Here is a 23,650-nt window from a genome sequence, read left to right on the forward strand (position 1 = left end):
GTAATTGGATTTCCCTGACTCGGTTCAACCCTGGGCTGCCGCCCCCGCGACCTGGCCCAGGGCCTGTGCCAGCTGGCGCACCTGGCGCTGCTCGGCTTCCTTCATCTCATGCAGCTGCTGGCCGAGGGTGGGCGCGCCGAAGCTGCGTCCGCCCTGCCCGTTGCCGCGTTGCTTGTCGAAGATCTTCTCGTTGCTTTCCTGCGGCTTGTCCTTGCTGAACAGGCCGGAGAAGGTGCTGGCGCCGAACACGCCGCCATCCCCGCCACCGAAGCCGAGGAAGCCCGCACCACCGCCATCGCCACCGCTGTCGCTGCTGGCGAACACCTGGGCGATGAAGCTGGGCGCCAGGGCGCCGTTGTTGATGAAGATGTTGCCCACGGTGGGAATGCCACTGCCGAGGGTCGGTTGCTCGAAGAGCGGCGGCGGCAGCAGCGGCGAGGTGGTGGTCGAGGGCGGCGGCGCGCTGGGCACGGTGGGCTGCAGCGGCGCCGAAGTGTCGATCGGCGTGGTCACCGGCGGGTTGGCGCGGAACTCCGGATCGCCGTTGTCCAGCGAGCCGATCTGGTAGCCGATGGTGGAGTAGGAGTCGACCATCGCGCTGCCCGGGACGTCGGTGATGCCGGCACCTGCTGCCTGCAATGACAGGCCCAGGCTGCCCTGGCCGGTGACGCCGCTGACGGTGATGCGATAGGTGTTGCCGCTCAGTTGCACCAGCGATTGCAGGGTGCCGCTGGCGCTGCCGCCGGTGAGCAGGGCGAAGTCGTTCAGGTCCACCCCGGTGACGTCTTCGCTGAAGGTGACGGTGAAGCTCACCGAGCTGTTGGTGGTGGGCGAGGTGCCGTCCAGGGCGATATTGGTGACCCGTGGCGGTACCGCATCCACCAGCACGGCGCTGGTGTCGCCGACGCTGTTGAGGGTGGTGGTCACGTCGTTGCCGGCGGCATCGCGCAGGGTGCCGCCGTGGGCGTCGATCGCGCCGCCGACGCTGATCCCGTTGGCATCGGCCTGGCCGCTGGCGACCGTCAGGCGGAACACTAGGGCGACGCCGCCCGAGCCGCTGACGTAGTCGGCATAGACGGTGCCGCCGGTGTCCAGGGTGATGGCCAGGCGCGGCGTGCCGCCGGTGGTGTCGACGATCACGGCTTCGTCGAAGTTCACCGTGAAGTCGAGGGTGTTGCCGGTCAGGTAGGTGCCGTCGGCCGGCACGCCGACGGAGGTGACGGTCGGGGCGCGGCTGTCGATGGCGTAGTTGTTGGAGTCGGTGGTGCCGGTGCCGGTGTTGCCCGCGGCATCGGTGTAGCCGGTGTTGTCCAGGGTGATCAGGTTGGTCGGGTCGGTGACGTTGGCGCTGGGCGTCAGGGTCGCGGTCCAGGTCAGGCCGCCATCGCTGCTGCTGAGGTTGCTCAGCGCGCCGTTGGCCACGCTGAAGTCCGCCGTGGTCAGCCCGCTCACCGCCTCGCTGAAGGTGATGGTGACAGTGGTGCCCTGCCCCGCCTTCAGCGCGGTGTCGGTGACCACGATGGTCGCCGTCGGGCGCTGGCTGTCGATGGCGTAGTTGTTGGAGTCGGTGCTGCCGCTGCCGGCGTTGCCGGCGGCATCGGTGTAGCCGGTGTTGTCCAGGGTGATCAGGTTGCTGGTGTCGCTGACGTTGTTGCCGGGCGTCAGGGTAGCGGTCCAGGTGATGCCGCCGTCGCTGGAGCTGAGACCGCTCAGGCTGCCGTTGTCCACGCTGAAGTCCGCCGTGGTCAGCCCGCTCACCGCCTCGTTGAAGGTGATGGTGACCGTGGTGGTCTGGCCGGCCTTCAGCGCCGTGTCGGTGACCACGACGGTGGCGGTCGGGCGCTGGGTGTCGATGGCGTAGTTGCCCGAGTCGGTGGTGCCGCTGCCGACGTTGCCCGCCAGGTCCATCACCCCGGAGTTGTTCAGGGTGATGATGTTGGTGGCGTCGCTGACGTTGGCGCCCGGGGTGAAGGTGGCGGTCCAGGTGAGACCGCCGTCGGCACTGTTCAGACCCGAGAGTGAGCCGCCGGACACTGCGAAGTCCGCCGTGTCCAGGCCCACCACCCGCTCTGCGAAGGTGATGGTGACGGTGGCGGTCTCGCCGATGCGCAGGGCCGTGTCGCTGAGGGTGATGCTGGTGGCTGCCGGGCGCACGCCGTCCACCACCAGGGCCTTGTTGGCGCCCAGGGAGCCGGCGGCACCGGGGGTTGGCAGGGTGAGGATGGCGTTCTGGTTGGCGCCGTCCTGGATGGTGCCGCCATTCAGGCTCAGGGCCGATGTGGAGGCATAGTCGAGGTCGGCGGAACTGTCGCCGGCCTGCACGGTGTAGCTGAAGGTCAGGGTGTCGGTGCCCGAGCCGGAAAGGTAGTTGAGCACCCGGTCGGTGGTGCCGGTCTCCAGGGTCAGTGTCGGGGTGCCGGTCACGTTCACCGCGTTGTCGAAGCGCACGGTGACGGTGATGACGTCACCGATCTTGTAGGTGCCGTTGGCGGTGCTGGACGAGACGCTGGTGACGGTCGGCGCGATGGGAGCGGTCAGGCTCAGGTCGTTGCCGCTGCCGCCGATGTAGCTGGTGGTCAGCTCGGTGCCATTGCCTGCCGCGTTGAACTTGCCGCCCTCGCTGACGCCGCTGAAGGTGCCGGTCACGGCATCGGCGGCGTCGTTGACGATCACCGTGTAGCTGTCGCCGCTGCCGGCCGCGTAGCCGTGGGTGACCGCCAGGGTGGCACCGGAGACGTCGACGGTGCCGTTGACCACCACCCGGTCGTAGCCGGTGCCGGCGGTGGTGCCGTTGATGTCCAAGGCCAGGGTGCTGCCCGAGGCCAGGGTCAGGTTGCCGTTGACCGTCAGGGTGCCGGCGCCGCCGTTGCCCGGGGAGAGGGTGCCGCCGCTCTGCACGGTGACATCGCCACCCAGGGTGCCGCCGCCCGCCAGGGTCGCGCCGCTGGCCACGGTGGTGGCGCTGTTGGTGCTGCCGTTGACCACCAGGGTGCCCGCCGCCACGGTGGTGGCCCCGCTGTTGGTGTTGCTGCCGGAGAGAGTCAGGTTGCTGGCGCCGGTCTTGGTCAGGCTGCCGGGGCCGCCGATGACGCCGGACAGGGTGGCCGCGGCGCCGGCATTGACGGTGACCAGGCCGGTCAGCGCCAGGGCGTTGTCGATGGTGGTGTTGCCGGTGATCTGCAGGGTGGTGCCGTTGGCCAGGTTGAGGGCGCCGCTGCCCAGGTTGGCGTCGGCGGCGATGCTCAAGGTGCCAGCGCTGACGGTGGTGCTGCCGCTGTAGGTATTGCTGCCGGTGAGGGTCAGCACGGCGCTGCCGATCTTGCGCAGATTGTTGCTGCCGCTGATGACGCCGGAGAGCGTGGTGTCGGCGGCGGCGTCCACCGTGGCGTTGCCGCTGAGGGCGATGGCGTTGTCGATGGTCCCGGCGCTGGTGACCGCCAGGGTCGAGCCGCTGGCCAGGGTCAGGGTGCCGCTGCCCAGGTTGGCGTCGCTGGCCACGCTGAGGGTGCCGGCACTGACCGTGGTGGCGCCGTAGGTGTTGGTGCCGGAGAGGGTCAGGGTCGAAGCCCCGGCCTTGGTCAGGGTGAAGGCACCGCTGATCACCCCGGACAGGGTGGCGTTGGCCGCTGCGCTGACCGCGGCATCGCCGCCGAGAACGATGGCGTTGTCGACGGTGGTGGCACCGATGAGGGCCAGGGTGGTGCCGGCGGCCAGGTTGACCGCGCCCGAGCCCAGGCTGCCGTCGCTGCTCACGCTCAGGGTGCCGGCATTCACGTAGGTGGCGCCGTAGCTGTTGCTGCCGGACAGGGTCAGGTTGCCGCTGCCGGTCTTCGTCAGGTCGTAGGCACCGCTGATGGCGCCGCTGAGGGTGACGGCGCTGCTGTTGCCGATGCTGCTGTTGCCGGTCAGGACGATGGCGTTGTCGATGGTGCTGGCGCCCGAGACATCGAGCACGGTGCCATCCGCCAGGTTGACCGCGCCGCTGCCCAGGTTGCCGTCACCGGCAATCGACAGGGTGCCGCCGGAGACGGTGGTGGTGCCGCCATAGCTGTTGCTGCCGGACAGGGTCAGGATGCCGCTGCCCTGCTTGACCAGCGAGCCGGTGCCGGAGATCACCCCGGCGACGGTGGTGGAGGTGTTGTCCCCCCCGGCGGTGAGGGTGTAGCTGCCCAGCTGGATGCTGGCGCTGACGTTGTTGCTCGCCAGGCTGCCGATGGTCTGGTTCGAGAGCAGCGTCAGGACGCTGTTGCCGTTGACCCGCACGACGTTGTTGTCGGCCATGGAGGCGTCGCCACTGAGCTTCAGCCAGCCGTAGTTGGCCAGCAGGGTGGCACCGGTGTAGGTGTTGGTGCCGGAAAGCGTGGTCGAGTAGGTGGCGGAACTGCCCTGGGTGAAGGTGACCCCACCGGTGCCGCTGATGGCGCCGGAGAAGGTGGTGTCCGCCGTCTGGGTGCTGGTGAGACTGAAACTGCCGAGCGTCACCGAGCCGGCGCCGGAGAGGTTGCCGATCGCCTCGTTGCCGGCCAGGGCCAGGGTGGCGCCTGCGGCGACGGACACGCTGCTGTTGGTGGAGATCGCATCGCCGCCACTGACCGTCAGGGTGCCCGCGCTGATGGTGGTGGCGCCGCTGAAGGTATTGCCGGGACCGGAGAGGGTCAGATTGCCCGCCCCGGCCTTGGTCAGGGCGCCGCTGCCGGCGATGACGCTGCTGATGGTGGCGGTGTCGCCCGCACCATGGGTGAAGGTCTGGGTGGTGCCGCCGCCCAGGGTGATGGTGCCGCCGGTGAGGATCAGGCCGCTGGCCTGGTCCATGTCGAGGGTCAGGCTTTCGTTGATCGACACGGCGTTGAGGTTCAGCGTCTGGCCGGCCAGGTTGCTGGCGAAGACGATGGTCTGGGTGCCGGTGCTGTCGGCCGCGGCGATGGCGACGGCCTCGCTGAAGCTCGTACCGTTGCTGGCGTCGATGGTCGCGGTGTCGCTGGTATTGGTGACATAGATGAGGTCAGTGGCCACCGTGACGTTGGCCGTGGCGCTGGCGCCGGCACCGTCGTTGAGGGTGACCTTGACGTTGGCGTCGCCGGCCGGCGTGTCGTTGCTGTAGGTGATGCGATGCGCCACGTCGTTGACCAGCGCGGTGGTCGCCGCCGTGCCGCTGCTGGTGAAGGTGATGGTCAGCACGCCGCCGGTGTTGGTGAAGGTGGCGAATGTCAGCCCGCCCGACTGCAGGTTGCTGCCGCTGACGGTGAACAGCGCACCTGCGGTGTCGAAGCCAAGTAAGTCGGTGCCCACCGCCGTGCCGTTGCGCTGAATCACCAGGCTGGCACCGGACCAGTCGCCGTTGCCCCCGTTCAGCGCGCCCAGCTCGGCATCGGCCAGGCTTGCGTTGCCGCCCACATCAAGGCGCACGGTATTGCCCGCACCGCCCCAGGCGACGCTGTCGCCGTTGAGGTTGCCGAGGGTCGGCGCGGCGTTGGGGTTGTAGTTGGTATCGGTGGTGCCGCCATTGGTGGTGTAGATGGTCGAGGTGGACGCGCCGTTGGCACCGTTGACGTTCGCGCCGCCGGCCGCCTTGCCACCCAGGCCACCCGCGCCGACGTTGCCGGTTGAGAGGCTCGTGAAGCTGGTGTTGTCCATGCGCACGGTACCGCCGGCGTTCCAGATGGCACCGACCCCGGCACCGCCCGCTCCCCCATTGCCCACCCGGTTGCCAGGCCCCGTGGCTGCGTCGCTGGAGACACCGCCACCGCCGCCGCCACCAGCCCCCAGGTTGTTGGTCACGCTGCTGTTGACGATGGTCAGGATGCCGCTGCTGGCGTTGTAGATGCCCCCCGCGGCGGCGCCCCCCTTGCCGCCGACGGCGGCAACACCGCCGCCGCCACCACCGCCGCCAATGCTGGTGCTGCCGTTGTTGGCCGACCCACCCCCACCCCCTGCGGTGTAGCCGAGGGTGTTGTTGCCATCACCGCTGTAGCTGCCCCCAGCGCCGCCAGCCGCACCGCCGCCACGTCCCCCGAAGGAGCTGGTACCGCCCGCGCCATTGCCCCCGCTGATGCCGGAAGCGGGCGTGGGCGAGACGCCGGCGCCAGCACTGGTACCGCCGGAGCCGCCGGGTGTCGTCCCGAAACCACCGCCGCCACCACCACCGCCGCCGTAGTAGCCACCGGAGTCGCCACCACCACCCCCGCCACCGGACGCCTTGTTGCCGGTAATGGTGCTGTTGGTGATGGTCAGTACACCCGCGTTGTAGATACCGGCCCCCACGCTGTCGGGTGCGGCCGAGCTCTCGTTGCCACCGTTGCCGACGACCAGGCCATTGCGGATGGTGATGTTGTCCAGCGCGACCTTGGAGTTGGCGCCGCTGGTGTTCACGTCAAGAATCCGAGCCTTGTTGGCCCCGTCGATGGTGAAGCCACCGCCAACGATCTGCAGGGTGTGGCCGTCGGTGACATGGATGGAAATGGTGTCGTTGAAGCCGGTAAAGGTGATGTTGCCGGTGAGGGTGATCACATCGTCGACGTTGTCGGCAACGCCCGTGGCGATGGCGTTATTCAGGTCGGCGATGTTGTTCACCGCCGTGGTCACCAGCAGGTGGTCGTACCCGCCCAGGCGCGACAGGTTCAGGGCACTGCTGGCCGCGATCTGGCCGGTGGCGATCTCCAGGTCCCAGTCACCGCCCTTGACGCTGCCGCCTGTGTTGTCGTCGGAAGCGGCGATGTCCGCCCCGGTCATGTCGGCCAGTTTCGAGACGAAGGCGTGGCCTTCGCTGCCTGCCCCCACTTCGCAGCCGTAGAGGAGGATGTCGCCCTCGGCGGTCAGCGCCTTGCCGATGGTGGAAAGCTGGGTGGCGTATTGCCCGAGGTTGCCTTCGAACAGCGGGCCGTTGCCCAGCAGCAGCACCCCGGAATCGCCGTGGGAAATGATGTGGATGGCGTCGATGCCGGTGCGGCCGGCCAGGGCGTCGGCAATCTGCTGCACCCCGTCCTTGTTGGTGGACAGCAACACCACCTCGGCATTGGGCGAGACGGCCTTGAGCAGCTCCTGGTAGTTCGGCGCGCGGGTGTCGACGAAGACGATTTCCTTGCGCACGCCGTTCTGCCCGTCGGTCACCGGGCTGGCCTGCAGGTCCTGGGTGCCGTGGCTGTTGTCGGCAGTGCCGGCATGGCTGCTGTCGCTGGCGCCGGTGTCATGGGCCGCGTCGGCCGCCGTGGGGGCGGAGGTCGCCGCCGAGGCGGCGGTATCGGCAACCGTCGCGGCCACCGCGCCGTCGAACATCATGCGCGGCTCCAGCGCACTGATCAGCGGCAGCGGGCACGCCAGGGGCGCAGCCTCCGCACCCTTGGCCTTGCCGTTGCGACCTGCCTTCTTCGAATGACCCCAGCCCATGACCTCTACCTCCTCGTTCCGGCGCCCGCCTCGGCGGGTGCTCAGTTGCGTTCTTGTTCCAGGGCCCGGGCATCCCGGGTGGTCCTGATCACATGGGCCTCGCTGTTGCGCGAGTCCTTCCAGAAATCCAGTTGCGCGTACTGCTCGAACAGGTCCGGCGGCAGCAGGGTGCGCCGCGCCGCCACTTCGACCTTGGGCCGCACCTTGTGCAGGCCGCGCAGGCCCAGGGCCTGGTCGAACTCCGGGGCGTCGTACTCGACATGCTCGAAGTCGTGCTCGAACCAGGGTTCGCCGAGGAACTCGTAGACCAGCCGCAGCACCCGCTCGGGCGTGGCCACCAGCAGGTCGTAGTCCACCAGCAGCAGGGAGCGGGCGTGCTCGCCGTAATAGGCATCCTTGAGCGCCGACCAGGGCAGGCCCACCAGGCGGTTGCGCTGGGCCAGGGTCTCGACCCGGCTGTAGACGGTGTTGCGCTCGTTGTCGTCGTTGAACAGCTTGGTGATCTCGTACGGGTTGGCGCGGTAGAGCCGCTCGATGCTGTCCATCACCCAGGCGACGTTGCGCACGCAGGCGATCACCTTGGCCTGGGGGAACAGGTCCAGCAGGGCCGGCAGGCGGGCGCACCAATGGCGGTTGGTGTCGAAGATCACGTCCCGCCCGGCCTGGTCCGCGTAGTAGCTGCTGAACAGGCCGGCGAGCAGGCGCTTGCGCTGCTCCTGGGTCACCACCGGGCCGAACTCGCTGTCGGCGCCGAACTGCTTGAGCAGGGCCGAGAAGAAGCTGCCCACCGGGCTGGTCATGCCGGCGTGGAAGCGCGGGTTCTGCCGCAGCAGAGCCGCCAGCAGCGTGGACCCCGAGCGTGGCAGCCCCGAGATGAAGTGATAGGTGGGTGATGGATGGGCCATGGTCTGCGTGTACGTCTGCCTGTCGATGAGTCTCTGTCCGATCACGGAGCCGCCGGTGCCGCGAGGCACCGGCGGCGCAGGTTCATCAGTTGCGGGAGGGGAAGACCCCTTCCATCGCAATGATGAAGTTGATCCCGAGATAGGGGTTGCGGATGCCCACCGGCTGGCTGCCGCCGGCGACCTGCACCGTCACGTTGACGGTGCTGGGGTTGGTCAGCGGAACCGGATTCGCCATCGCGGTCGACCAGATGGCCGCCGCAGAGGCCGACCCGCCGACGGACCCACCCAGTACGGAGTTGGTGGCGCTCGGAACCAGTGCCGGGCTGGTCGGCGTGCCGGCAGCGGAAATCGTGCTGGTGCCGGTGGCGACGTGGGTGTGCATCGGCATCTGGGTCTGGAGCAGGGTGACGCTCTCGGTGCCGCCGACCTCGCCGAGGTCGATCATTGAGAGGCCCGGCCCCTGGAACTGGCCGACCGGCGAGCGGCCGCGCAGATCCGGCAGGCCGTAGGTGGTCTGGCCGTTACCGCCGTAGACGGTGCCCAACAGGGAAAACAGTGCGGTGTTCTGCGAAATCGCCATGGTCTGCCCCATGCAGAACGCATAGCCACGGGGGGCGAAATTGCCACCGAACATCTTGATCTCACCGATGAAAGGATCCACGTGTTGACTCTCCTCTGGCTCTGGTTTGGCGCGCCCGAATGGCTCGGCCGCGTTTACGTGCTTATTGTTATGGGTTATGCCGGCCGGTCGGTGTGGAACACGGCCTGGAGTACGGGGCGCCCGTCCGGGGTGGGCATTGCGGGGGTCAACAGCAGCGCCCAGCCCTCCTCACCCGGCAGGCCCAGGCGGTAGACGTCCTGGGGCAGGCTGCATTGGGCGGGCAGGGCGAAATGGGCGTGGTAGCACTGGTGCCGAGGGGTCATGCCGGTGCCCTCCTCGACGGCGAGCAATTCGATGGGCAGCACCTGCTCCGGCGACAGCCAGAGGTGGAAAGGCTGGCCGACGGTCTCGGCGAGCAGCGCGAAGGAAGGCATCGGATGCATGGGCAATTCCTCAGGACAGGCCGGCCGGACGCCGCACAGGCGCGGCCACGGCCTGCGGACGGCGAGGGGCGCGGCGCAACTTCAGGTACACACCGTTCTCGCCCACCACTTCGAAGCCATGGCGGCTGTAGAGATGCTGGGCCGGGTTGTAGGACTCCACGTGCAGCCCCGCGCTGAGGCCTTCACGGTCGGCCCGTTCGAGAAAGCGGCCTAGCAGCTCGCCGCCTATGCCACGGCCACAGGCTTCGGGCAGCAGGGCCAGGTCGATGATTTGCAGGTGGGTGTCGGTCCACAGCAGGTAGGCCCGGCCTATGGGCTGGCCGGCCTCTTCGATGACGTATTGCTCGGCGTCGGCGTAATGCGCCAGGTAGTAGCCGCACTGGGCCTCGAACTGCTGGTCGAGGAAGCGCTCGCAGCCCGCCTGGTCCCAGGGGGTGTGCTGCATCTCGTGGGCACGGGTGGTGCCGTACAGCGCCCGCAGGAAGGCGCGATCGGCCAGCGTTGCCAAGCGGAGGTTCAAGGTATGGAAAGACATACGACGTGCATCCTTGCTGGCCCGGGGAAAGAGCCTACAACTGTGGTTACAGTTTCCCTGCGCAGAGCATAGACGAGGATTTCAGTTGGCCACCATCGAAAAATCGCCGTTCGGCGGTTTCTGCGATGAATGTGAAGCGGCATTCACAAGTGGCGAGGTGAAAACGCCTCCAGCGCCTCGAAGGGCGCCCTCGCCCAGCGCTCCACAGCCGCCCGCGTGGCCGCGTCCGCCTCGTTGCGCTTGGCCTCGCCGTCGGCGCTGAAGGCCTGCCCAGGACGCTTCGCGTCGTGCCCGGCAAGCGCCTGCAAGCGCGGCACGGCGGCCGGGTCGATGCCCAGCAGCGGGCCCAGGCGGCCCCAGAGGGCGCCGGGCAGCTCGCGATAGTTCAACGCAACCGCCTCGCCTGCCGAACACAGGCCGAGCCCGGCCTCCAGCAGGTGCCCGACCATCCAGGCGAGGTAATCGCCAGGTGCCAGCGCCTCCCGCCCCGGCAGGCCGTCCAGCCCGGAGGGGCCGAGCAGCCCCGGTACCGCATGCAACCCGGGCTGGCGCCGCTGGGACACCACCACCTCCAGCGGGTCGCGGTAGAGGAACAGGCACGGCACCTCGGGGTAGAGCTGGCGCAGCAGCCGGGCCTCGAACAGGTTCCAGGCGTCCAGCTTCACCACCAGCCGGGTCTCGTCGCCACGGCGCCGCTGGCCATAGGCCGAGAACAAGGCACGCACCGCATCCGCCTGCCAGCCCGAAGCCGTGGAGTCGCGGTAGTGCGCCCGCAGCAGAGCGTCCAGCGGTGGCGGCTCGGACAGCACCACGTGCCCAGGCAGGGCCCGCAACATTTGCGCCAGCAGGGTGGAACCGCAACGGGAGGTGTGGAATACCAGCAGCGAGGGCTCCAGCCCGGGGCTGCGGGCCTGCCAGTCGAACAGCGCATCCAGGCCGGTCTGGCGCCGCAGGGCCAGGTTGAACGGCAGGCGCAGCGCGTCGTCCACGTCGTCGCTGAAGAAGGGCCGGGCCAGGGGCATGGTGCCGAACCAGGCCCAGTCCAGCTGCCAGCGGCCGGCCTGCTCGAAGGCGCGGATCGGCAGCCATTCGGTGAAATCCAGTGTGTTCATCGCACGCTCCATTGTCGGCTCCAGGCCTGACGCCCCTGGCGCATGGCCATGCGCACGTCCGCCTCGCCGAATACCAGCCCGAGGCCCTGGCCGGCGGCCACCGCCTCGCGACAGAAGTCGGTGGGATCGGTGATCAGTTGCAGCGCATGGGCCAGGTCCGGGCGCTGCTGCACCTGCTCGTTGAACGCGGTGAAGGCTCGAACGCCCCGGCTCGGTTGCAGCGCGGGCGTGGTCGCCAGGCCCTCGGCGATGGCCTGGCGCAAGCGTGGGTTCATCATGCAATCCAGCACCAGGTGGATGCGCGGCTCCGGGCCGGGGTTGTCCACCCGGTGCGGGCGGGACAGGTCGATGAACCAGCATTCCCCAGGCGCCATCGGCACCTGCCGGCCATCCACCAGGAACTCCACATCCGGCGGGCTGAGAAGCGGCACATGCAGGCGCAGCGGCCCTTCCGGCGCGCCCAGGTCGGGGTCGCAATGCTCGTGGATGCTGGCGCCGGCGCCCAGGCGCAGCAGGCGCGCACTGCGCAGGCCCTCGCCGAACCGCTCGACTGCCACCTGCCAGGCCGGATCGGCCGCGCACAGGGCGCTGCGGGCCACCGGGCCGAAGCCCGGCGCCAGGGGAATCGGCGCGTCCACCGCCGCCACCAGGTCGACCCCGCTCCAGTCGCCCTGGTAGTAGGCGGTGTTGAAATGCGCCACCCAGGTCGCCGGGTCGATCCGCTCCAGGGCCGCCAGCAGCGGCGCCAGGTCGAAACGCCAGGGCAGGCGGGAACAGATCGGCAGGGTTACGTCCATGGAACCTTCCTTGGCAGATGGGCTAGAAACCGCTTTCCCTGACACCCAACGCCGCCATGCGGCGCCAGGCGAAGCCCAGCAGCGACTGCCGGCTGCCCTCCAGCACCACCACGCCGCGCAGCGGCTGGTCGGGGGGCGGCAGGTCCTGCAGCAGGCTGAGGCGCACGCCGTACTGGGCCTGCACCGGCTCGGCGCGTTGCTGGGCATTGCGTCGCACGGCCACCTGGCCGTGGTGGTCGGAGGCCAGCGCCTCCAGTTCGAGGAAGGCGACGCCGGTGGTGTCCACTTCGTCCAGGCGCACCGGCAGGGCCGGCCGCGCCGGGTCGTCGGCGATGAAACGGCCCTCGGTGCCCGGCTCCACGCGCCAGAGGTTTTCCTCGGCCAGGTAGCCGCGCAGGCGCAGCCCGGGGGCGATCACCCGGGCCAGGGTCTCGCCGCTGTGCAGCCAGCGACCCACTATCAGGTCCGGCGGCAGGTCGCGCACCACGCCGGCCAGGGGCGCACGCAGCTGCAGGCGCTCGCGCTGGGCGGCCAGGCCGCGGTACTCGGCCACGGCCTCGGCCAGTTGCTGCTCGATCACCCCGGTCTCGGCGGCGGTCTCGCTGCGCCCGGCCTGGCGTCGCAGCTGCAACTGGAGGATGTCGATCTCGCGGCGGACGATGCCCTGGCGCGCGTCCAGGTCAGGGGACTCCAGCTCCACCAGCAGGGCGCCCTGCTCCACCGTGTCGCCGTCCTTCACCCGTACCGCCTTGACCCGCGCACCGATGGGCGCGTGCAGGGTGCCGGTGCGCGCGGCCTCCAGCATGGCCGGCACGTCCACGGCGTTGCGCCAGGGCACCAGCAGCACCAGCAACACAAGCCCCAGCGCCGAGCCGGTGAGCAGCACCTTGCGCGGGTCCGCCTGGTCGCGGCGTTGCCACCACTCGCCGAACTCCTTCCAGATCGGCAGGCCGATGAACCACACCAGCTCCACCAGCATCAGGAAGATGCCCAGCACCTTGAAGAACAGGTGGTACACCGTCAGCGCGATGCCGAAGAACAGCGCCGCACGCCAGATCCAGGCCCCGTAGCCCCACACCAGCAGGCGCCGGCGCATGGCCTCGGGCCAGGGCTCGGGGGCCGGTTCGGCGTAGCCGAACAGCGCCTCGCGCAGGCGCCAGCGGCACAGGGCGAAGGCGCGGTTCTGCAGGTTCTCCACCTCCCACAGGTCACTGAGCAGGAAGTAGCCGTCGAAGCGCATGAAGGGGTTGAGGTTGATCGCCAGGGTGGTGATCCAGGTGGCACTGGAGAGCATGAAGGCCGCAGTGCGCGCCGGCCCATCCGGCAGCAGCGACCAGGCCAGCAGCGCCAGCACCGCCAGCACCAGTTCGGCCAGCACCCCGCCGGCGCCGATCAGCAGGCGCGAGCGGCGGTCCTGCACCCGCCAGGCATCACTGACGTCGGTGTAGAACATCGGCAACAGCACCATGAAGGCCAGCCCCATGCTCTGCACCCGGCAGCCGGCGCGCTTGGCCATGAATGCGTGGCCGAACTCGTGGCAGAGCTTGGCGAAGGTCAGGGCGATGCCGAAGGCCAGGGCACCCCCGAAGCTGAACAGGTGCGGGAAGGTGGCCAGGTAGCGCTCCCAGTCCCGCGCCACCAGGAACAGCCCGAACAGCAGGATCACCGGCAGCCCGCGTCGCAGCAGCCAGGGGCCGTTGCGCTCCAGCACCGGCCAGGCGCGGTTGAGGAAACGATCCGGCCGCCACAGCGGGATGCGGAAGAACAGGTACTGGTGCAGCACCTGCTGCCACAGGCTGTGGCGCGTGCTGGCGACCTTGAGGGCATAGCTGGCGCGCTGCTCCGGGTCGAGGGCGGCGATCAGGTCGTGCCCGCGCAGAAAGCGCAGCATCTGCTCCAGCTCGCCGGCCCCCAGGGGCGCGCCCGGCTCGGCGTTGGCGGCCGCCAGCACTTGCTGGGGCTCCCCCCGCGACCAATGGCGCAGCAGGCGGACGGCGGCGGCGCCGAGCTTGAAATAGCGGCCACGCAGGGGGTCGGCCAGGGTCCATTGCGGCGCCCCGTCACGATCCGGGGCGGCGGGCGACAGCTGCAGGTCGGAGCGCAGGGCGGGCAGCATCAGAACCCCAGGCCCTGGCGCAGCGCGGCCAGGGGCCGGCGCAACAGGTAGTAGGCCAGCGGAGCGCGGTCACCGAACAGCTTGGCGGTGCCACGCAGGCCGATGCGGGGCGGGGCATCGGCGAAGGCGGCATCGAGGCGATAGGCCAGTTGCCCGGCGGCGGTGGCCTGGGCCTCGTAGGCGGCACGTTCCAGGTGCGCGTCGTGGCGGTTGAGCGGGTCGCTGTCGAGGAACAGCGCCACCTCGGCGCCGGGTTGCAGGGCGATGGCGTCACCCACCGGCAGCTCGATGCGCAGCTCGGCCTGGGCCGGGTCGGCGATCTGCATCAGCCGCTCGCCGGTCTGCACCGGCTTGCCGGTGAGGCGCTCGGCATCGGCGAACACGGCGATGCCGGCGCGCTCGGCGCGGACTTCACTGCGGGCGAGCAACTGCCTGGCGTAGTCGCGCTCGGCGCGCTTCTGTTCCACGCGGGCGGCCAGCAGGTCGATACGGGCGCTGGATTCGGCATCGGCGAAGGCGCGCTGGCTGTTGGCCTTCAGCTCCGCCTCGGCCACCCCCAGGGCGCGCTCGGCGACATCGGCCTGGGCCTTGAGGGTGGTGGCGTCGAAGCGCACCAGCAGGTCGCCGGCGGCGACGCTCTGGTTGGGTTTGACGAGGAATTCGGCGATCACCCCATCCAGCGGCGCGGCCACCACGCGGCCGCCCTGGGGCACCACTTCGGCGGGCGCCAGCACCGATTGGCGCACCGGCACCAGCAGCACCAGGGCCAGCGCGCCGGCCAGGGCCAGGAGCTTCTTCTTCGGCCAGCGCAGGCGCCAGGGCTTGCGCGGCTGCAGGGCCAGCCAGGCGTGCGCGTAGGTGTCGCCGAGCTGCACCAGCAGGGCCTGCTCGGCCTCGCTCCAGGGGGTGTCGCGGGCGATCCACAGGCCGCCGAAGACCTCGCCCTGGCGATCCTTCAACGGCAGCCAGAAGGCGTGGGCGGCGGACAGCGCCTGCCAGTCCTCGCGGCTGCTCTCGTCCAGGCTGCCGGGGTCGACGACGCCGGGCTCGCCCAGCTGGCCCGCAGCCAGGCGCTGGGCCGCCGCACGCTCGACGAAGGCGACGAAGGGGGCATTGGGTTCCACCACGCTGATGCCGGTGAGCGCGTGGACCTTGCCGGTGATCAGCAGCGCGGCATGGCGGTAGCCGAACACGCCCTGGCCGTCGTTGACCATGGCGAAGGCCAGCTGCGAGGAGGTCCCGGCCTTGCGGGCCTGGGCCTGGAGGCCGAGGAAGACCGCGAAGACGCGCTCGGCGAAGCCGGGCACCGGTGCGTTCATCGCGCCTCCGGGAAGCGCGCGCTGCCGCTCATTCCGGCCAGCAGGCCAGGCGCGTCGTCGGGCAGGCCACCGATCAGCAGCAAGGTCTGGCTGCCTTCGTCGATGCGCGCGCCGAGGCGCTTGACCGTGGCCTTGAGCGCCTTGCCGGTCTCGTCGGGTACGAATTCGAAGGGTTCACCGGGCTTGAGCGCGCCGAGCCAGCGGGATGGCACCAAGAGGTGGATCTCCAGGGTGCGGTTGTCCACCACTTCCAGCAGAGGCGCGCCGCTGGGCACGCTTTCGTGGGGCTGCACGCGACGCGAGACCACCTGGCCATCGAAGGGCGCCTTCACCTGGCAGCGTTGCACCTGCACCTGGTAGACCTGGGCCTCCGCCTGGGACTGCGCCTGGCGCGCCTCGGCCAGGGCCACCTCGAAGCGGCCGACGGAATTGAGCGCGGCCAGCTGCTGCTTGTTCTTCAACTCTTCGCGGGCGGCACGGGTGGCGGCGTTGGCGGCATTGAGCTGGGCCTGGTAGGCGGCGCAGTCGAAGCGCACCAGCACCTCGCCCTTCTTGAAGGCCTGGCCTTCGGCATAGGGCATCTCGGTGATGCGCCCGGCCAGCTCGCTGGCCAGCACGGCCTGGTCACGAGCGCGCAACACGCCACGGGCGGCGCTGCCGGGGGTGGCGGATGCAGCTGGCGCATCGAGCAGGGGGTCCGGCGCCGGCACCTCCTGAGCACCCGCGCTCATCGCCAAACCCATCAGTCCGACCAACGTCCACAGCATGCGATTCATAACAATCCTTCCCTGGGTCACAGACCCGCGAGTCTATTGGAGCTGTAGGACAATAGGAATCTAGGTGACGGGCGCTTCTACGGATATTGGCCGGATAGGACCCGGAGGCACCGCAATGCATCCGTAGGTCGGGCCGAGATCAGAAGCCCAACGCGCCGAAGCCGGCTCCTGCGCCGTTGGGCCTCGCTGCGCCCGGCGCCAACCTACGGTGCGAAGCGGGTCAGACCATGTCCAGTCGCTGCTTGCGCGTCGGCGCCGGGTAGGCGCGGTCGATCAGGGCGAGGTCGTCGGCACTCAGGCGCAACTCGCCGGCGCGGGCGTTCTGCCGGATGTGCACGGGATCGACCGCCTTGGGGATGACGATCAAGCCGTCCTGGCGCAACGCCCAGGCCAGGGCGACCTGCGCCGGGGTGGCCTCGTGGCGGCGGGCGACTTCGACGAGCGCCGCATCCCGCAGCAGGCTGCCGCCCTGCCCCACCGGGCAGTAGGCCATGAGCGGCATGCGCTGGCGTTGCTGGCTGGGCAGCAGGTCGAACTCGATGCCGCGCGACTCGGGGTTGTACAGCACCTGGTTGGCGGCGCAGCCAGCGGGCAGGCCCTGCATGTCGGCCAGGTCGAAGTTGGAGACGCCCCAGCGCAGGATCTTGCCCTGCTCGCGCAGGCGCTCGAAGCCCTCCACCGTTTCCTCCAGCGGATGCTCGCCCGGCCAGTGCAGCAGGTAGAGGTCGATGCGGTCGGTGCCCAGGCGCCTGAGGCTGCGTTCGCAGGCCTGTTCGACGCCCGTGCGGCTGGCGTTCCACGGGTAGACCTTGCTGACCAGGAAGACCTGCTCGCGATGCCCCGCGATGGCCTCGCCCACCACCTGCTCCGCACCGCCCTCGGCATACATCTCGGCGGTGTCGATCAGGCTCATGCCCAGCTCCAGGCCCAGGCGCAGCCCGGCGACTTCGCGGGCGCGCTGGTCGGGGCGCTCGCCCATGTGCCAGGTGCCCTGGCCGATGGCGGGTACGGCGGCGCCGTCGGGGAAGGTGATGCTGCCCATGGTGGCTCTCCTCAGAAGTGAATCTCTTCGGCCTGCTGCAGGCGCAGCGGGTTCCGTGGCTGGACGAACTCGCTCCAGATCCAGTTGTGGTGGGCGACTATCGCCTCGGCACTCTGGTGCGGCCGGTCGCGGGTGGTGTGCGCATCGCTGGCCAGGATGACGTTGAAGCCCTCGCTGGCGGCACGGCGGACGGAGGTGTCGACGCAGAATTCGGTGGCATAGCCGGTCACCACAAGATCGGTGACGTAGAGCTTGTCCAGGGTGGATTTCAGCTCGGTCTCGAAGAAGGCGTCGCAGGCGGTCTTGCGCAGCACCCAGTCGTTGTCGCCTCGTTCCAGGCCCGGATGCAGCTGCCATCCGATGCAGCCAGGCTCCAGCTCGCTGCCGGGCTCGCCGTCGTGCTGCACGTAGATCACCGGCACGCCGGCGCTGCGTGCGCGGTCGGCCAGGCGATTGATCCGCTCCAGCACCTGCCCGGCACGCCAGGGCTCGGGGGTGGTGAGGAACAACCCCGCCTGCATATCCACAACCAGCAACGCCTTGCTCATTTCCGCTCCTTGAAAGCATGCATCGAAACGCGCGGATAGTGCGGCTTCCCGCCGCTTCGGTAAAGCCGTGCGTCGGGGCGGCCACGACCGTTTGTCTTGCATGGGGAAACTCGCTCCGGGGCCGCAGTCAGAACCATCAGGACCCACCGCTCGCCCACTCCGGGCGGGACTTGCCGCGAGTAAGCCGCCATGCAGACAGGACGCGACCTGCGTATCGATTTCTTCCGAGGGCTGGCCCTGGTGTTCATCTTCTGGGACCACATCCCGCACAACCCTCTAGGGCAGGTCACGCCACGCAACTTGGGTTTCAGCGACGCGGCGGAGATCTTCGTCTTCCTCGCCGGCTACGCGGCCGTGCTCGCCTACGGCAAGCTGCTGCTGCGCGACGGCTACGCGGTGGCCTGCCTGCGCGTACTGCGCCGCGTGTGGGTGCTGTACGTCGCCCACATCTTCCTGCTCGCCGTGCTGATGGGCGTGGTGTTCTACACCAACAACCACGTGGACAGCCGCAACTTCATCAACGAGATGGGCCTGGACTACTTCCTCGCCAACCCGCAACAGGCACTGATCGACGAGCTGCTGCTGCGCTTCAAGCCCAACCTGATGGACCCGCTGCCACTGTACGTCGTGCTGCTGGCCGGGCTGCCGCTGATCCTGCCGCTGCTGATGCGCTGGAGCTACGCCGCCCTTGCGCTCTCGGGGGCGTTGTACCTGTGCGCGCCCTGGTGGAACCTCAGCTCCCACCCGGGCGGCGAATGGTTCTTCAACCCGCTGGCCTGGCAATTCCTCTTCGTGCTCGGCGGCGTCGCCGCGCGCCATGCCCAGGCCCGCCCAGCCGATGCGCCGCCGGCCACCTGGAAGTCGCCGCTGTTCTTCGCCGCCGCCGGCTACCTGGTGTTCAGCGCCGTGGTCGCCCTCAGCTGGAAAGCGCCGGGCCTGCATGACGCCTGGATGCCGAAGTGGCTGGGCGATGTGCTCTATCCGCTGGACAAGACCGATCTCTCGCCCCTGCGCCTGCTGCATTTCCTCGCCCTCGCCCACTGCGTGGCCGTGCTGCTGCCGCGCACGGACTGGCTGACCCGCTGGCCGGCCCGCGAGGTGTGCCGCATGGGCATGCATTCGCTGGAAGTGTTCTGCCTCAGCGTGCTGCTGGCGCCGCTGGCCGATGCCATCGCCACGCTCTACGCGCTCGATGCGGTGGGCCAGGTGGCCCTGGCCTGCGCCGGGGTGCTGCTGATGTCGGCCCTTGCGGCCTGGCTGGACCTGAGCAACCGCCTCAACCAACGCAAGCCGCCGAAGGCCACGCCGGTGCGCCTGGCCAACCCGGGCCACGGGGTACCCCGCACCTTCTACCGCATTCAGCCCTGAGGCCGGGCGATCAACAGCAGCGACAGCGGCAGGCCGCTGCCGGGGTGGCGGGGCTCGTGCAGCGCTTCCAGCACCAGGCCGCTGCGCCCCAGCAACGCCAGCCAGGATTCCAGGGTGCGGAAGTACCACGGCATCGGCTCGGTGAAGGCGCCCTCGAAGGCGGCGAAGGTCTCCAGGCGCCAGCCATCGCGATAGCCCTCCTCGCCAGCGGCGCTCCAGGGGTGGACGGTCTGCAGCAGCAGGGCGCCGCCGGGCGCCAGGGCCCGGGTGATCGCCGCCAGCAGCGGCTGCAGGTCCTCGTCCAGCAAGGCGAAATTGCACACCACGGCATCGAAGCGGCCGAAGCGCAGGGGCTGTTCGGCGAGGCCCTGGTAGTCCCAGCATTCGAAACGGCCGCCGGCTGCCCGGGCCAGCTCCACCAGCGCGGGCGACGCGTCCACGCCCAGCGCTCCGATGCCCCGCTCGCCCAGCGCGCGGCACAGCCAGCCCTCGCCGCAACCCAGGTCCAGCACCCGCTGCGGGGCGCGCGCGTCGATCGCCTCGAGCATCGCCCGGTCGGTCGCCACGCGGCGACTCTCGATGCGTCCGCCACGGACGGCGTCGCTCCAGGCGGCGGCGTTGGCGCGCCAGCTGCGCTCGATCTGCTGCCGGTTATCGTCTGACATGGCTGTTCGCCTCGTATTCCGTCGTTTCGGAGCGCTCTCCGGCTCCCACCTACTACGCTTTGTACAAGAGCGGTAACGCGCCAGCCAGGCCATCCGATCATGGGCGTTTTATGGCAAACCGACGCATCGTCCACCCAGGTACCCAAAGGTAGCCTCGAAGACGTGACCTCGCGCTCCCGTCGCCCCCGCCGCAAGAAACACCGCCTGGCGTTCTGGAGCTTCATGCTCGTGTCCGCCGCCGCTCTCGGCTACGCCGCCCGCGAGGAAATGCGCAGCTCCTGGCTGCAGTCCCGGGAAATCAGCCGCTACGCCGCCACCCTCACCTACCGCCTCGACGAAGGCCCCAGCGACGCCATCCTGTACCCCCACGACGGCCCCTTCGACAAGCGCCTGGGCTACGCCTACCTGCCGCAGATGCTGCAGCGCCTCGACGCGCGCGGCTATGCCATCCGCCGGCAGGTGCGTTTCTCCCCGGCGCTGATGGACTACAGCCGCCATGGCCTGTTCCCGCCGTACCGGGAGAAGGTCCAGGCGGGCATCGACATCGCCGACTGCCGGGGCGAGCCGCTGTACCGCTTCAGCTACCCGCAACAGCTGTATGCCGGCTTCTCCGCCATCCCGCCGCTGCTCACCAGCAGCCTGCTGTTCATCGAGAACCGCCAACTGCTGGCCGACCAGCCCCTGGCCAACCCGGCGGTGGACTGGCCGCGCTTCGTCAAGGCGGCGCTGACCCAGGCCGGCAAGGTGCTCGACATGCCCGGCCAGAGCGCCGGCGGCAGCACCCTGGCGACCCAGCTGGAAAAGTACCGCCACTCGCCCTCCGGCCTCACCCTCTCGGCGGGCGAGAAGATCCGCCAGATGGCCTCGGCCAGCGTGCGCGCCTACCAGGGCGGCCCCGAGACCCTGGCCGCTCGCCAGCGCGTGGTGCTCGACTACCTCAACAGCGTGCCGCTCTCCGCGGTGCCGGGCCACGGCGAGGTGCACGGCATGGCCGATGGCTTGCGGGTCTGGTACGGCGCCGACTTCGAACGCACCAACCGCCTCCTCGCCGAGGACCAGGAAGAGCCCGAGCGCCTGCAGGCGCGGGGCCAGGCGCTGCGAGAGGTGGTGTCGCTGATGATCGCCCAGCGTCGGCCCTCCTTTTACCTGGCACGCGGGCGCGAGGAGCTGGAGGCGCTGACCGACAGCCACCTGCGCCTGCTGGGCAACGCCGGCGTACTGCGCCCGGCCCTGGGCCGGGCGGCGCTGGAGGCGCGCCTGGTCTTCCGAGACCTGCAGCAGGAGCCGGCGCTTTCGCGCATCGAAGGCAACAAGGGCGTCAGCCTGGCGCGGGCGCGCCTGTCGAGCCTGCTGCAGATGCCGCTGTACGATCTCGACCGCCTCGACCTCGCCGCCAGCAGCAGCCTGCAGGGGGAGCTGCAGCAGGCCGTCACCACCTACCTGCACGACCTCGCCGAACCGGCGTTCGCCGAGCAGGCCGGGCTGTTCGGTGAGCGCCTGCTGTCGCCGGAGAAGACCCGCGAGGTGCGCTACAGCTTCACCCTTTTCGAGCGCACCCCCTCGGGCAACCAGGTGCGCGTGCAGACCGACAACACCGACCAGCCCTTCGACATCAACGAGGGCAGCAAGCTGGAGTTGGGCTCCACCGCCAAGCTGCGGGTGCTGGCCACCTACCTCGACTACATCGCCGCGCTGCACGCGCGCTACGGCCAGATGCCGGCGGCGGAGCTGCGCAAGGTGCGGGTCGACCCGCTGGACGCGCTGAGCCGCTGGGCCCTCGACTACCTGGCCGGCACCAGCGACCGCAGCCTGGCACCGATGCTGGCGGCGGCGCTGGACCGCACCTACTCGGCCAACCCCTTCGAGCGCTTCTTCACCGGCGGCGGGCTGCACACCTTCAGCAACTTCCGCAAGGAGGACAACGGCCGCAACCCGACCCTGCGCGACGCCCTGCGCGAGTCGATCAACCTGCCCTTCGTGCGCCTGTTGCGCGACATCGTGCGCCACGACATCTACCGCCCCGACGGCGGCAAGGTGGCGCTGCTGTCCGACGACAAGGACCCACGCCGCCAGGGTTACCTGGACCTGTTCGTCTCCCGCGAGAGCCAGACCTACCTGCTGCGCTTCTGGAACAAGTACAAGGGCAAGGACGCCGACGAGCGCATGGCCACCTTCCTCGACGGCCTGCGCCCCTGGGCCTCGCGCCTCGCCGCCATCCACCGCTACCTGCAACCCCAGGCCGACCGCGCCACCTTCGCCGCCTTCATGCGCGAGCGCCTGCCCAACGAAGCGCTGGGCGACAAGCGCCTCGACCAGCTGTACGACCGCTACGGCCCCGGCGCCTTCAACCTCAACGACCAAGGCTACGTGGCGCGGGTGCACCCGCTGGAGCTGTGGTTGCTGGCCTACCTGCAGGGGCACCCGCAGGCGACCTACCGCGAGGCGGTGGAAGCCAGCGGCGGGCCGCGCAGCGAGGTGTATGGCTGGCTGTTCAAGTCGCAGCGCAAGAACGCGCGGGACAAGCGCATCCGCATCATGCTGGAGGTGGAAGCCTTCCTCGACATCCACCAGCAGTGGCGCCAGCTGGGCTACCCGTTCGACCACCTGGTGCCGTCGCTGGCCACCGCGCTGGGCAGTTCCGGCGACCGCCCGGCGGCGCTGGCGGAACTGATGGGGATCATCGTCAACGACGGCGTACGCCTGCCCACGGTGCGCATCGACCGCCTGCACTTCGCCGCCGACACGCCCTACGAAACCCAGCTCAGCCATGCGGCGGTGCCGGGCAAGCGGGTGATGGCCTCGGAAGTGGCGACGGCGCTGCGCGAGGCGCTCTCGCAGGTGGTGGACGCCGGCACCGCGCGGCGCCTGCAGGGCACCTTCACCCAGCCCGACGGCAAGCCGCTGGTGATGGGCGGCAAGACCGGCACCGGCGACAACCGCCTGCAGACCGTGGGGCGCGGCGGCCAGGTGATCAGCTCCAAGGCGCTGAACCGCACCGCCACCTTCGTCTTCTACCTGGGGCCCCGGCACTTCGGCACGCTGACCGCCTACGTGGCGGGCAGCCAGGCCTCGAACTTCCGCTTCACTTCGGCGCTGCCGGTGCAGGTGATGAAGGGCATGGCACCCATCCTCCAGCCCTACCTGGAACCCGGCCGCGCCACCCTGTGCCAGATGCCGGAAGCCTCGGTGCAGGCCAGCCGGCTCTGAGGGCTCACTCCTGGCGGCGACGCACGTCGATGAACAGCGACTCGACCTTCTCCCGCGCCCAGGGCGTCTTGCGCAGGAAGGTCAGGCTCGACTTGATGCTCGGGTCGCTCTTGAAGCAGCGGATATCGATGCGCTTGGCCAGGCCGTCCCAACCGTACTTGGCGACCAGCTCTTCGAGGATCTTCGCCAGGGTCATGCCGTGCAGGGGGTCTTGGGAGCTCACGTAAAGGCCTCGATGGGGTGGGAAAGCGTGGCAGCTTAGGGCAATGGCAACGCCTTGCGAAGGGCCGATGCACAGGAACCTTCGTAGGGGCGACTTCAGTCGCCAAGCGGCGCGCAGCACCGCCCTCGTGGGAGCGAATTCATTCGCGATGCCTTGCGCTTTCGTGGGATGGCGTAGAGCGAAGCGAAACCCATCGATGCGGTGTTTCACGCCCCCCGGCGTGCCGCGCTCGACTCCGTCTGGTGGAGGTGAAAAGCGACCTCCACCCTACATACCGGTCACAACCGAGCAGCGGCCTGTCACTTCAACCCCGCCACCCCGGCGATGATCAGCGCCACCGACAGCAGCTTTACCGGGGTGATGGACTCGCCCAGCAGCGCCACGCCGAGGATGACGGTGCCGAGGGTGCCGATGGCGGTCCAGATCGGGTAGGCGACGCTCACCGGCAGCACGCGCATGGCCAGGGTCAGGAAGTAGATGCCGGCGATGGCCGCCAGCACCACCAGGGCGCTGGGCAGCGGTTGGGTGAAGCCGTTGGCGTACTTCATGCTCATGGCGAAGAGCACTTCGAAGAACGCCGCGATCAGCAGGAACAGCCAGGCCATGGCGA

Annotated in this window: 17 protein-coding genes; 2 read left to right on the forward strand and 15 right to left on the reverse strand. The window is 69.6% G+C overall.

The window, feature by feature from the left end:
- Positions 1-24: 24 nt before the first annotated feature.
- The 12 genes from WFQ67_RS03815 to WFQ67_RS03870 form a co-directional block, all read right to left on the reverse strand.
- Complete coding sequence (locus WFQ67_RS03815; RefSeq protein WP_337056218.1) at positions 25-7,383, reverse strand: Ig-like domain-containing protein; 7,359 nt, start codon at positions 7,381-7,383, stop codon at positions 25-27.
- A 41-nt stretch (positions 7,384-7,424) separates the two neighbouring features.
- A complete protein-coding gene (locus tag WFQ67_RS03820; protein ID WP_213630646.1) occupies positions 7,425-8,288 on the reverse strand; it encodes a sulfotransferase family protein in 864 nt (287 codons plus the stop codon).
- A gap of 85 nt (positions 8,289-8,373) precedes the next feature.
- Positions 8,374-8,922, reverse strand: coding sequence for a tail fiber protein (locus tag WFQ67_RS03825; protein ID WP_213630647.1), 549 nt, complete (start codon positions 8,920-8,922; stop codon positions 8,374-8,376).
- Between the two features lie 101 nt (positions 8,923-9,023).
- A complete protein-coding gene (locus WFQ67_RS03830) occupies positions 9,024-9,332 on the reverse strand; it encodes a DUF6916 family protein (RefSeq protein WP_213625751.1) in 309 nt (102 codons plus the stop codon).
- A gap of 10 nt (positions 9,333-9,342) precedes the next feature.
- A complete protein-coding gene (locus tag WFQ67_RS03835) occupies positions 9,343-9,867 on the reverse strand; it encodes a GNAT family N-acetyltransferase (protein ID WP_337056219.1) in 525 nt (174 codons plus the stop codon).
- A gap of 143 nt (positions 9,868-10,010) precedes the next feature.
- A complete protein-coding gene (locus tag WFQ67_RS03840; RefSeq protein WP_337056220.1) occupies positions 10,011-10,979 on the reverse strand; it encodes a sulfotransferase family protein in 969 nt (322 codons plus the stop codon).
- Positions 10,976-11,776: an aspartyl/asparaginyl beta-hydroxylase domain-containing protein gene (locus WFQ67_RS03845; RefSeq protein ID WP_337056221.1), complete on the reverse strand. Its 801-nt coding sequence runs from the start codon at positions 11,774-11,776 to the stop codon at positions 10,976-10,978. The genes WFQ67_RS03840 and WFQ67_RS03845 overlap by 4 nt, the downstream gene beginning before the upstream one ends.
- Positions 11,777-11,798: 22 nt before the next feature.
- Positions 11,799-13,895, reverse strand: a complete 2,097-nt coding sequence (locus WFQ67_RS03850) for a site-2 protease family protein (RefSeq protein WP_337056399.1) — start codon at positions 13,893-13,895, stop codon at positions 11,799-11,801.
- Positions 13,892-15,211: an efflux RND transporter periplasmic adaptor subunit gene (locus WFQ67_RS03855; protein WP_337056222.1), complete on the reverse strand. Its 1,320-nt coding sequence runs from the start codon at positions 15,209-15,211 to the stop codon at positions 13,892-13,894. Before WFQ67_RS03855 ends, WFQ67_RS03850 begins: the two co-directional genes overlap by 4 nt.
- A complete protein-coding gene (locus tag WFQ67_RS03860) occupies positions 15,208-15,987 on the reverse strand; it encodes an efflux RND transporter periplasmic adaptor subunit (RefSeq protein WP_213625756.1) in 780 nt (259 codons plus the stop codon). Before WFQ67_RS03860 ends, WFQ67_RS03855 begins: the two co-directional genes overlap by 4 nt.
- A 220-nt stretch (positions 15,988-16,207) precedes the next feature.
- Complete coding sequence (locus WFQ67_RS03865; RefSeq protein ID WP_337056223.1) at positions 16,208-17,029, reverse strand: aldo/keto reductase; 822 nt, start codon at positions 17,027-17,029, stop codon at positions 16,208-16,210.
- Positions 17,030-17,040: 11 nt separating this feature from the next.
- Entirely contained in the window at positions 17,041-17,577 is a 537-nt protein-coding gene (locus WFQ67_RS03870; RefSeq protein WP_337056224.1) for a cysteine hydrolase family protein, read from the reverse strand.
- A 189-nt stretch (positions 17,578-17,766) separates the two neighbouring features.
- Between WFQ67_RS03870 and WFQ67_RS03875 the strand changes: the two genes are divergently transcribed.
- On the forward strand, positions 17,767-18,945 hold the full coding sequence (locus WFQ67_RS03875; RefSeq protein WP_337056225.1) for an OpgC family protein: 1,179 nt from the start codon (positions 17,767-17,769) through the stop codon (positions 18,943-18,945).
- On the opposite strand, the gene WFQ67_RS03880 is transcribed toward WFQ67_RS03875, so the two are convergent.
- Complete coding sequence (locus WFQ67_RS03880; protein ID WP_213625760.1) at positions 18,936-19,610, reverse strand: class I SAM-dependent methyltransferase; 675 nt, start codon at positions 19,608-19,610, stop codon at positions 18,936-18,938. The two genes, WFQ67_RS03875 and WFQ67_RS03880, sit on opposite strands and share 10 nt — an antisense overlap.
- 99 nt (positions 19,611-19,709) lie before the next feature.
- On the opposite strand from WFQ67_RS03880, the gene WFQ67_RS03885 reads away from it, so the two are divergent.
- Positions 19,710-22,817: a transglycosylase domain-containing protein gene (locus WFQ67_RS03885; RefSeq protein WP_442969568.1), complete on the forward strand. Its 3,108-nt coding sequence runs from the start codon at positions 19,710-19,712 to the stop codon at positions 22,815-22,817.
- Between the two features lie 4 nt (positions 22,818-22,821).
- Here WFQ67_RS03885 and WFQ67_RS03890 read toward each other — a convergent pair whose 3' ends face one another.
- Entirely contained in the window at positions 22,822-23,040 is a 219-nt protein-coding gene (locus tag WFQ67_RS03890) for a VF530 family DNA-binding protein (RefSeq protein ID WP_021222097.1), read from the reverse strand.
- A 299-nt stretch (positions 23,041-23,339) separates the two neighbouring features.
- A complete protein-coding gene (locus WFQ67_RS03895; protein ID WP_213625762.1) occupies positions 23,340-23,645 on the reverse strand; it encodes a DMT family transporter in 306 nt (101 codons plus the stop codon).
- Positions 23,646-23,650: the final 5 nt, after the last annotated feature.

Source organism: Pseudomonas sp. USHLN015, from assembly GCF_037153275.1.
GTDB lineage: Bacteria > Pseudomonadota > Gammaproteobacteria > Pseudomonadales > Pseudomonadaceae > Metapseudomonas > Metapseudomonas tohonis.

What these genes read in the sequence shown, in the direction of transcription:
- WFQ67_RS03815 (WP_337056218.1), bottom strand. Translation starts at nt 7,383, where the DNA reads ATGGGCTGGGGTCATTCGAAGAAGGCAGGTCGCAACGGCAAGGCCAAG.
- WFQ67_RS03820 (WP_213630646.1), bottom strand. Translation starts at nt 8,288, where the DNA reads ATGGCCCATCCATCACCCACCTATCACTTCATCTCGGGGCTGCCACGC.
- WFQ67_RS03825 (WP_213630647.1), bottom strand. Translation starts at nt 8,922, where the DNA reads ATGTTCGGTGGCAATTTCGCCCCCCGTGGCTATGCGTTCTGCATGGGG.
- WFQ67_RS03830 (WP_213625751.1), bottom strand. Translation starts at nt 9,332, where the DNA reads ATGCATCCGATGCCTTCCTTCGCGCTGCTCGCCGAGACCGTCGGCCAG.
- WFQ67_RS03835 (WP_337056219.1), bottom strand. Translation starts at nt 9,867, where the DNA reads ATGTCTTTCCATACCTTGAACCTCCGCTTGGCAACGCTGGCCGATCGC.
- WFQ67_RS03840 (WP_337056220.1), bottom strand. Translation starts at nt 10,979, where the DNA reads ATGAACACACTGGATTTCACCGAATGGCTGCCGATCCGCGCCTTCGAG.
- WFQ67_RS03845 (WP_337056221.1), bottom strand. Translation starts at nt 11,776, where the DNA reads ATGGACGTAACCCTGCCGATCTGTTCCCGCCTGCCCTGGCGTTTCGAC.
- WFQ67_RS03855 (WP_337056222.1), bottom strand. Translation starts at nt 15,211, where the DNA reads ATGAACGCACCGGTGCCCGGCTTCGCCGAGCGCGTCTTCGCGGTCTTC.
- WFQ67_RS03860 (WP_213625756.1), bottom strand. Translation starts at nt 15,987, where the DNA reads ATGAATCGCATGCTGTGGACGTTGGTCGGACTGATGGGTTTGGCGATG.
- WFQ67_RS03865 (WP_337056223.1), bottom strand. Translation starts at nt 17,029, where the DNA reads ATGGGCAGCATCACCTTCCCCGACGGCGCCGCCGTACCCGCCATCGGC.
- WFQ67_RS03870 (WP_337056224.1), bottom strand. Translation starts at nt 17,577, where the DNA reads ATGAGCAAGGCGTTGCTGGTTGTGGATATGCAGGCGGGGTTGTTCCTC.
- WFQ67_RS03875 (WP_337056225.1), top strand. Translation starts at nt 17,767, where the DNA reads ATGCAGACAGGACGCGACCTGCGTATCGATTTCTTCCGAGGGCTGGCC.
- WFQ67_RS03880 (WP_213625760.1), bottom strand. Translation starts at nt 19,610, where the DNA reads ATGTCAGACGATAACCGGCAGCAGATCGAGCGCAGCTGGCGCGCCAAC.
- WFQ67_RS03885 (WP_442969568.1), top strand. Translation starts at nt 19,710, where the DNA reads ATGGGCGTTTTATGGCAAACCGACGCATCGTCCACCCAGGTACCCAAA.
- WFQ67_RS03895 (WP_213625762.1), bottom strand. Translation starts at nt 23,645, where the DNA reads ATGGCCTGGCTGTTCCTGCTGATCGCGGCGTTCTTCGAAGTGCTCTTC.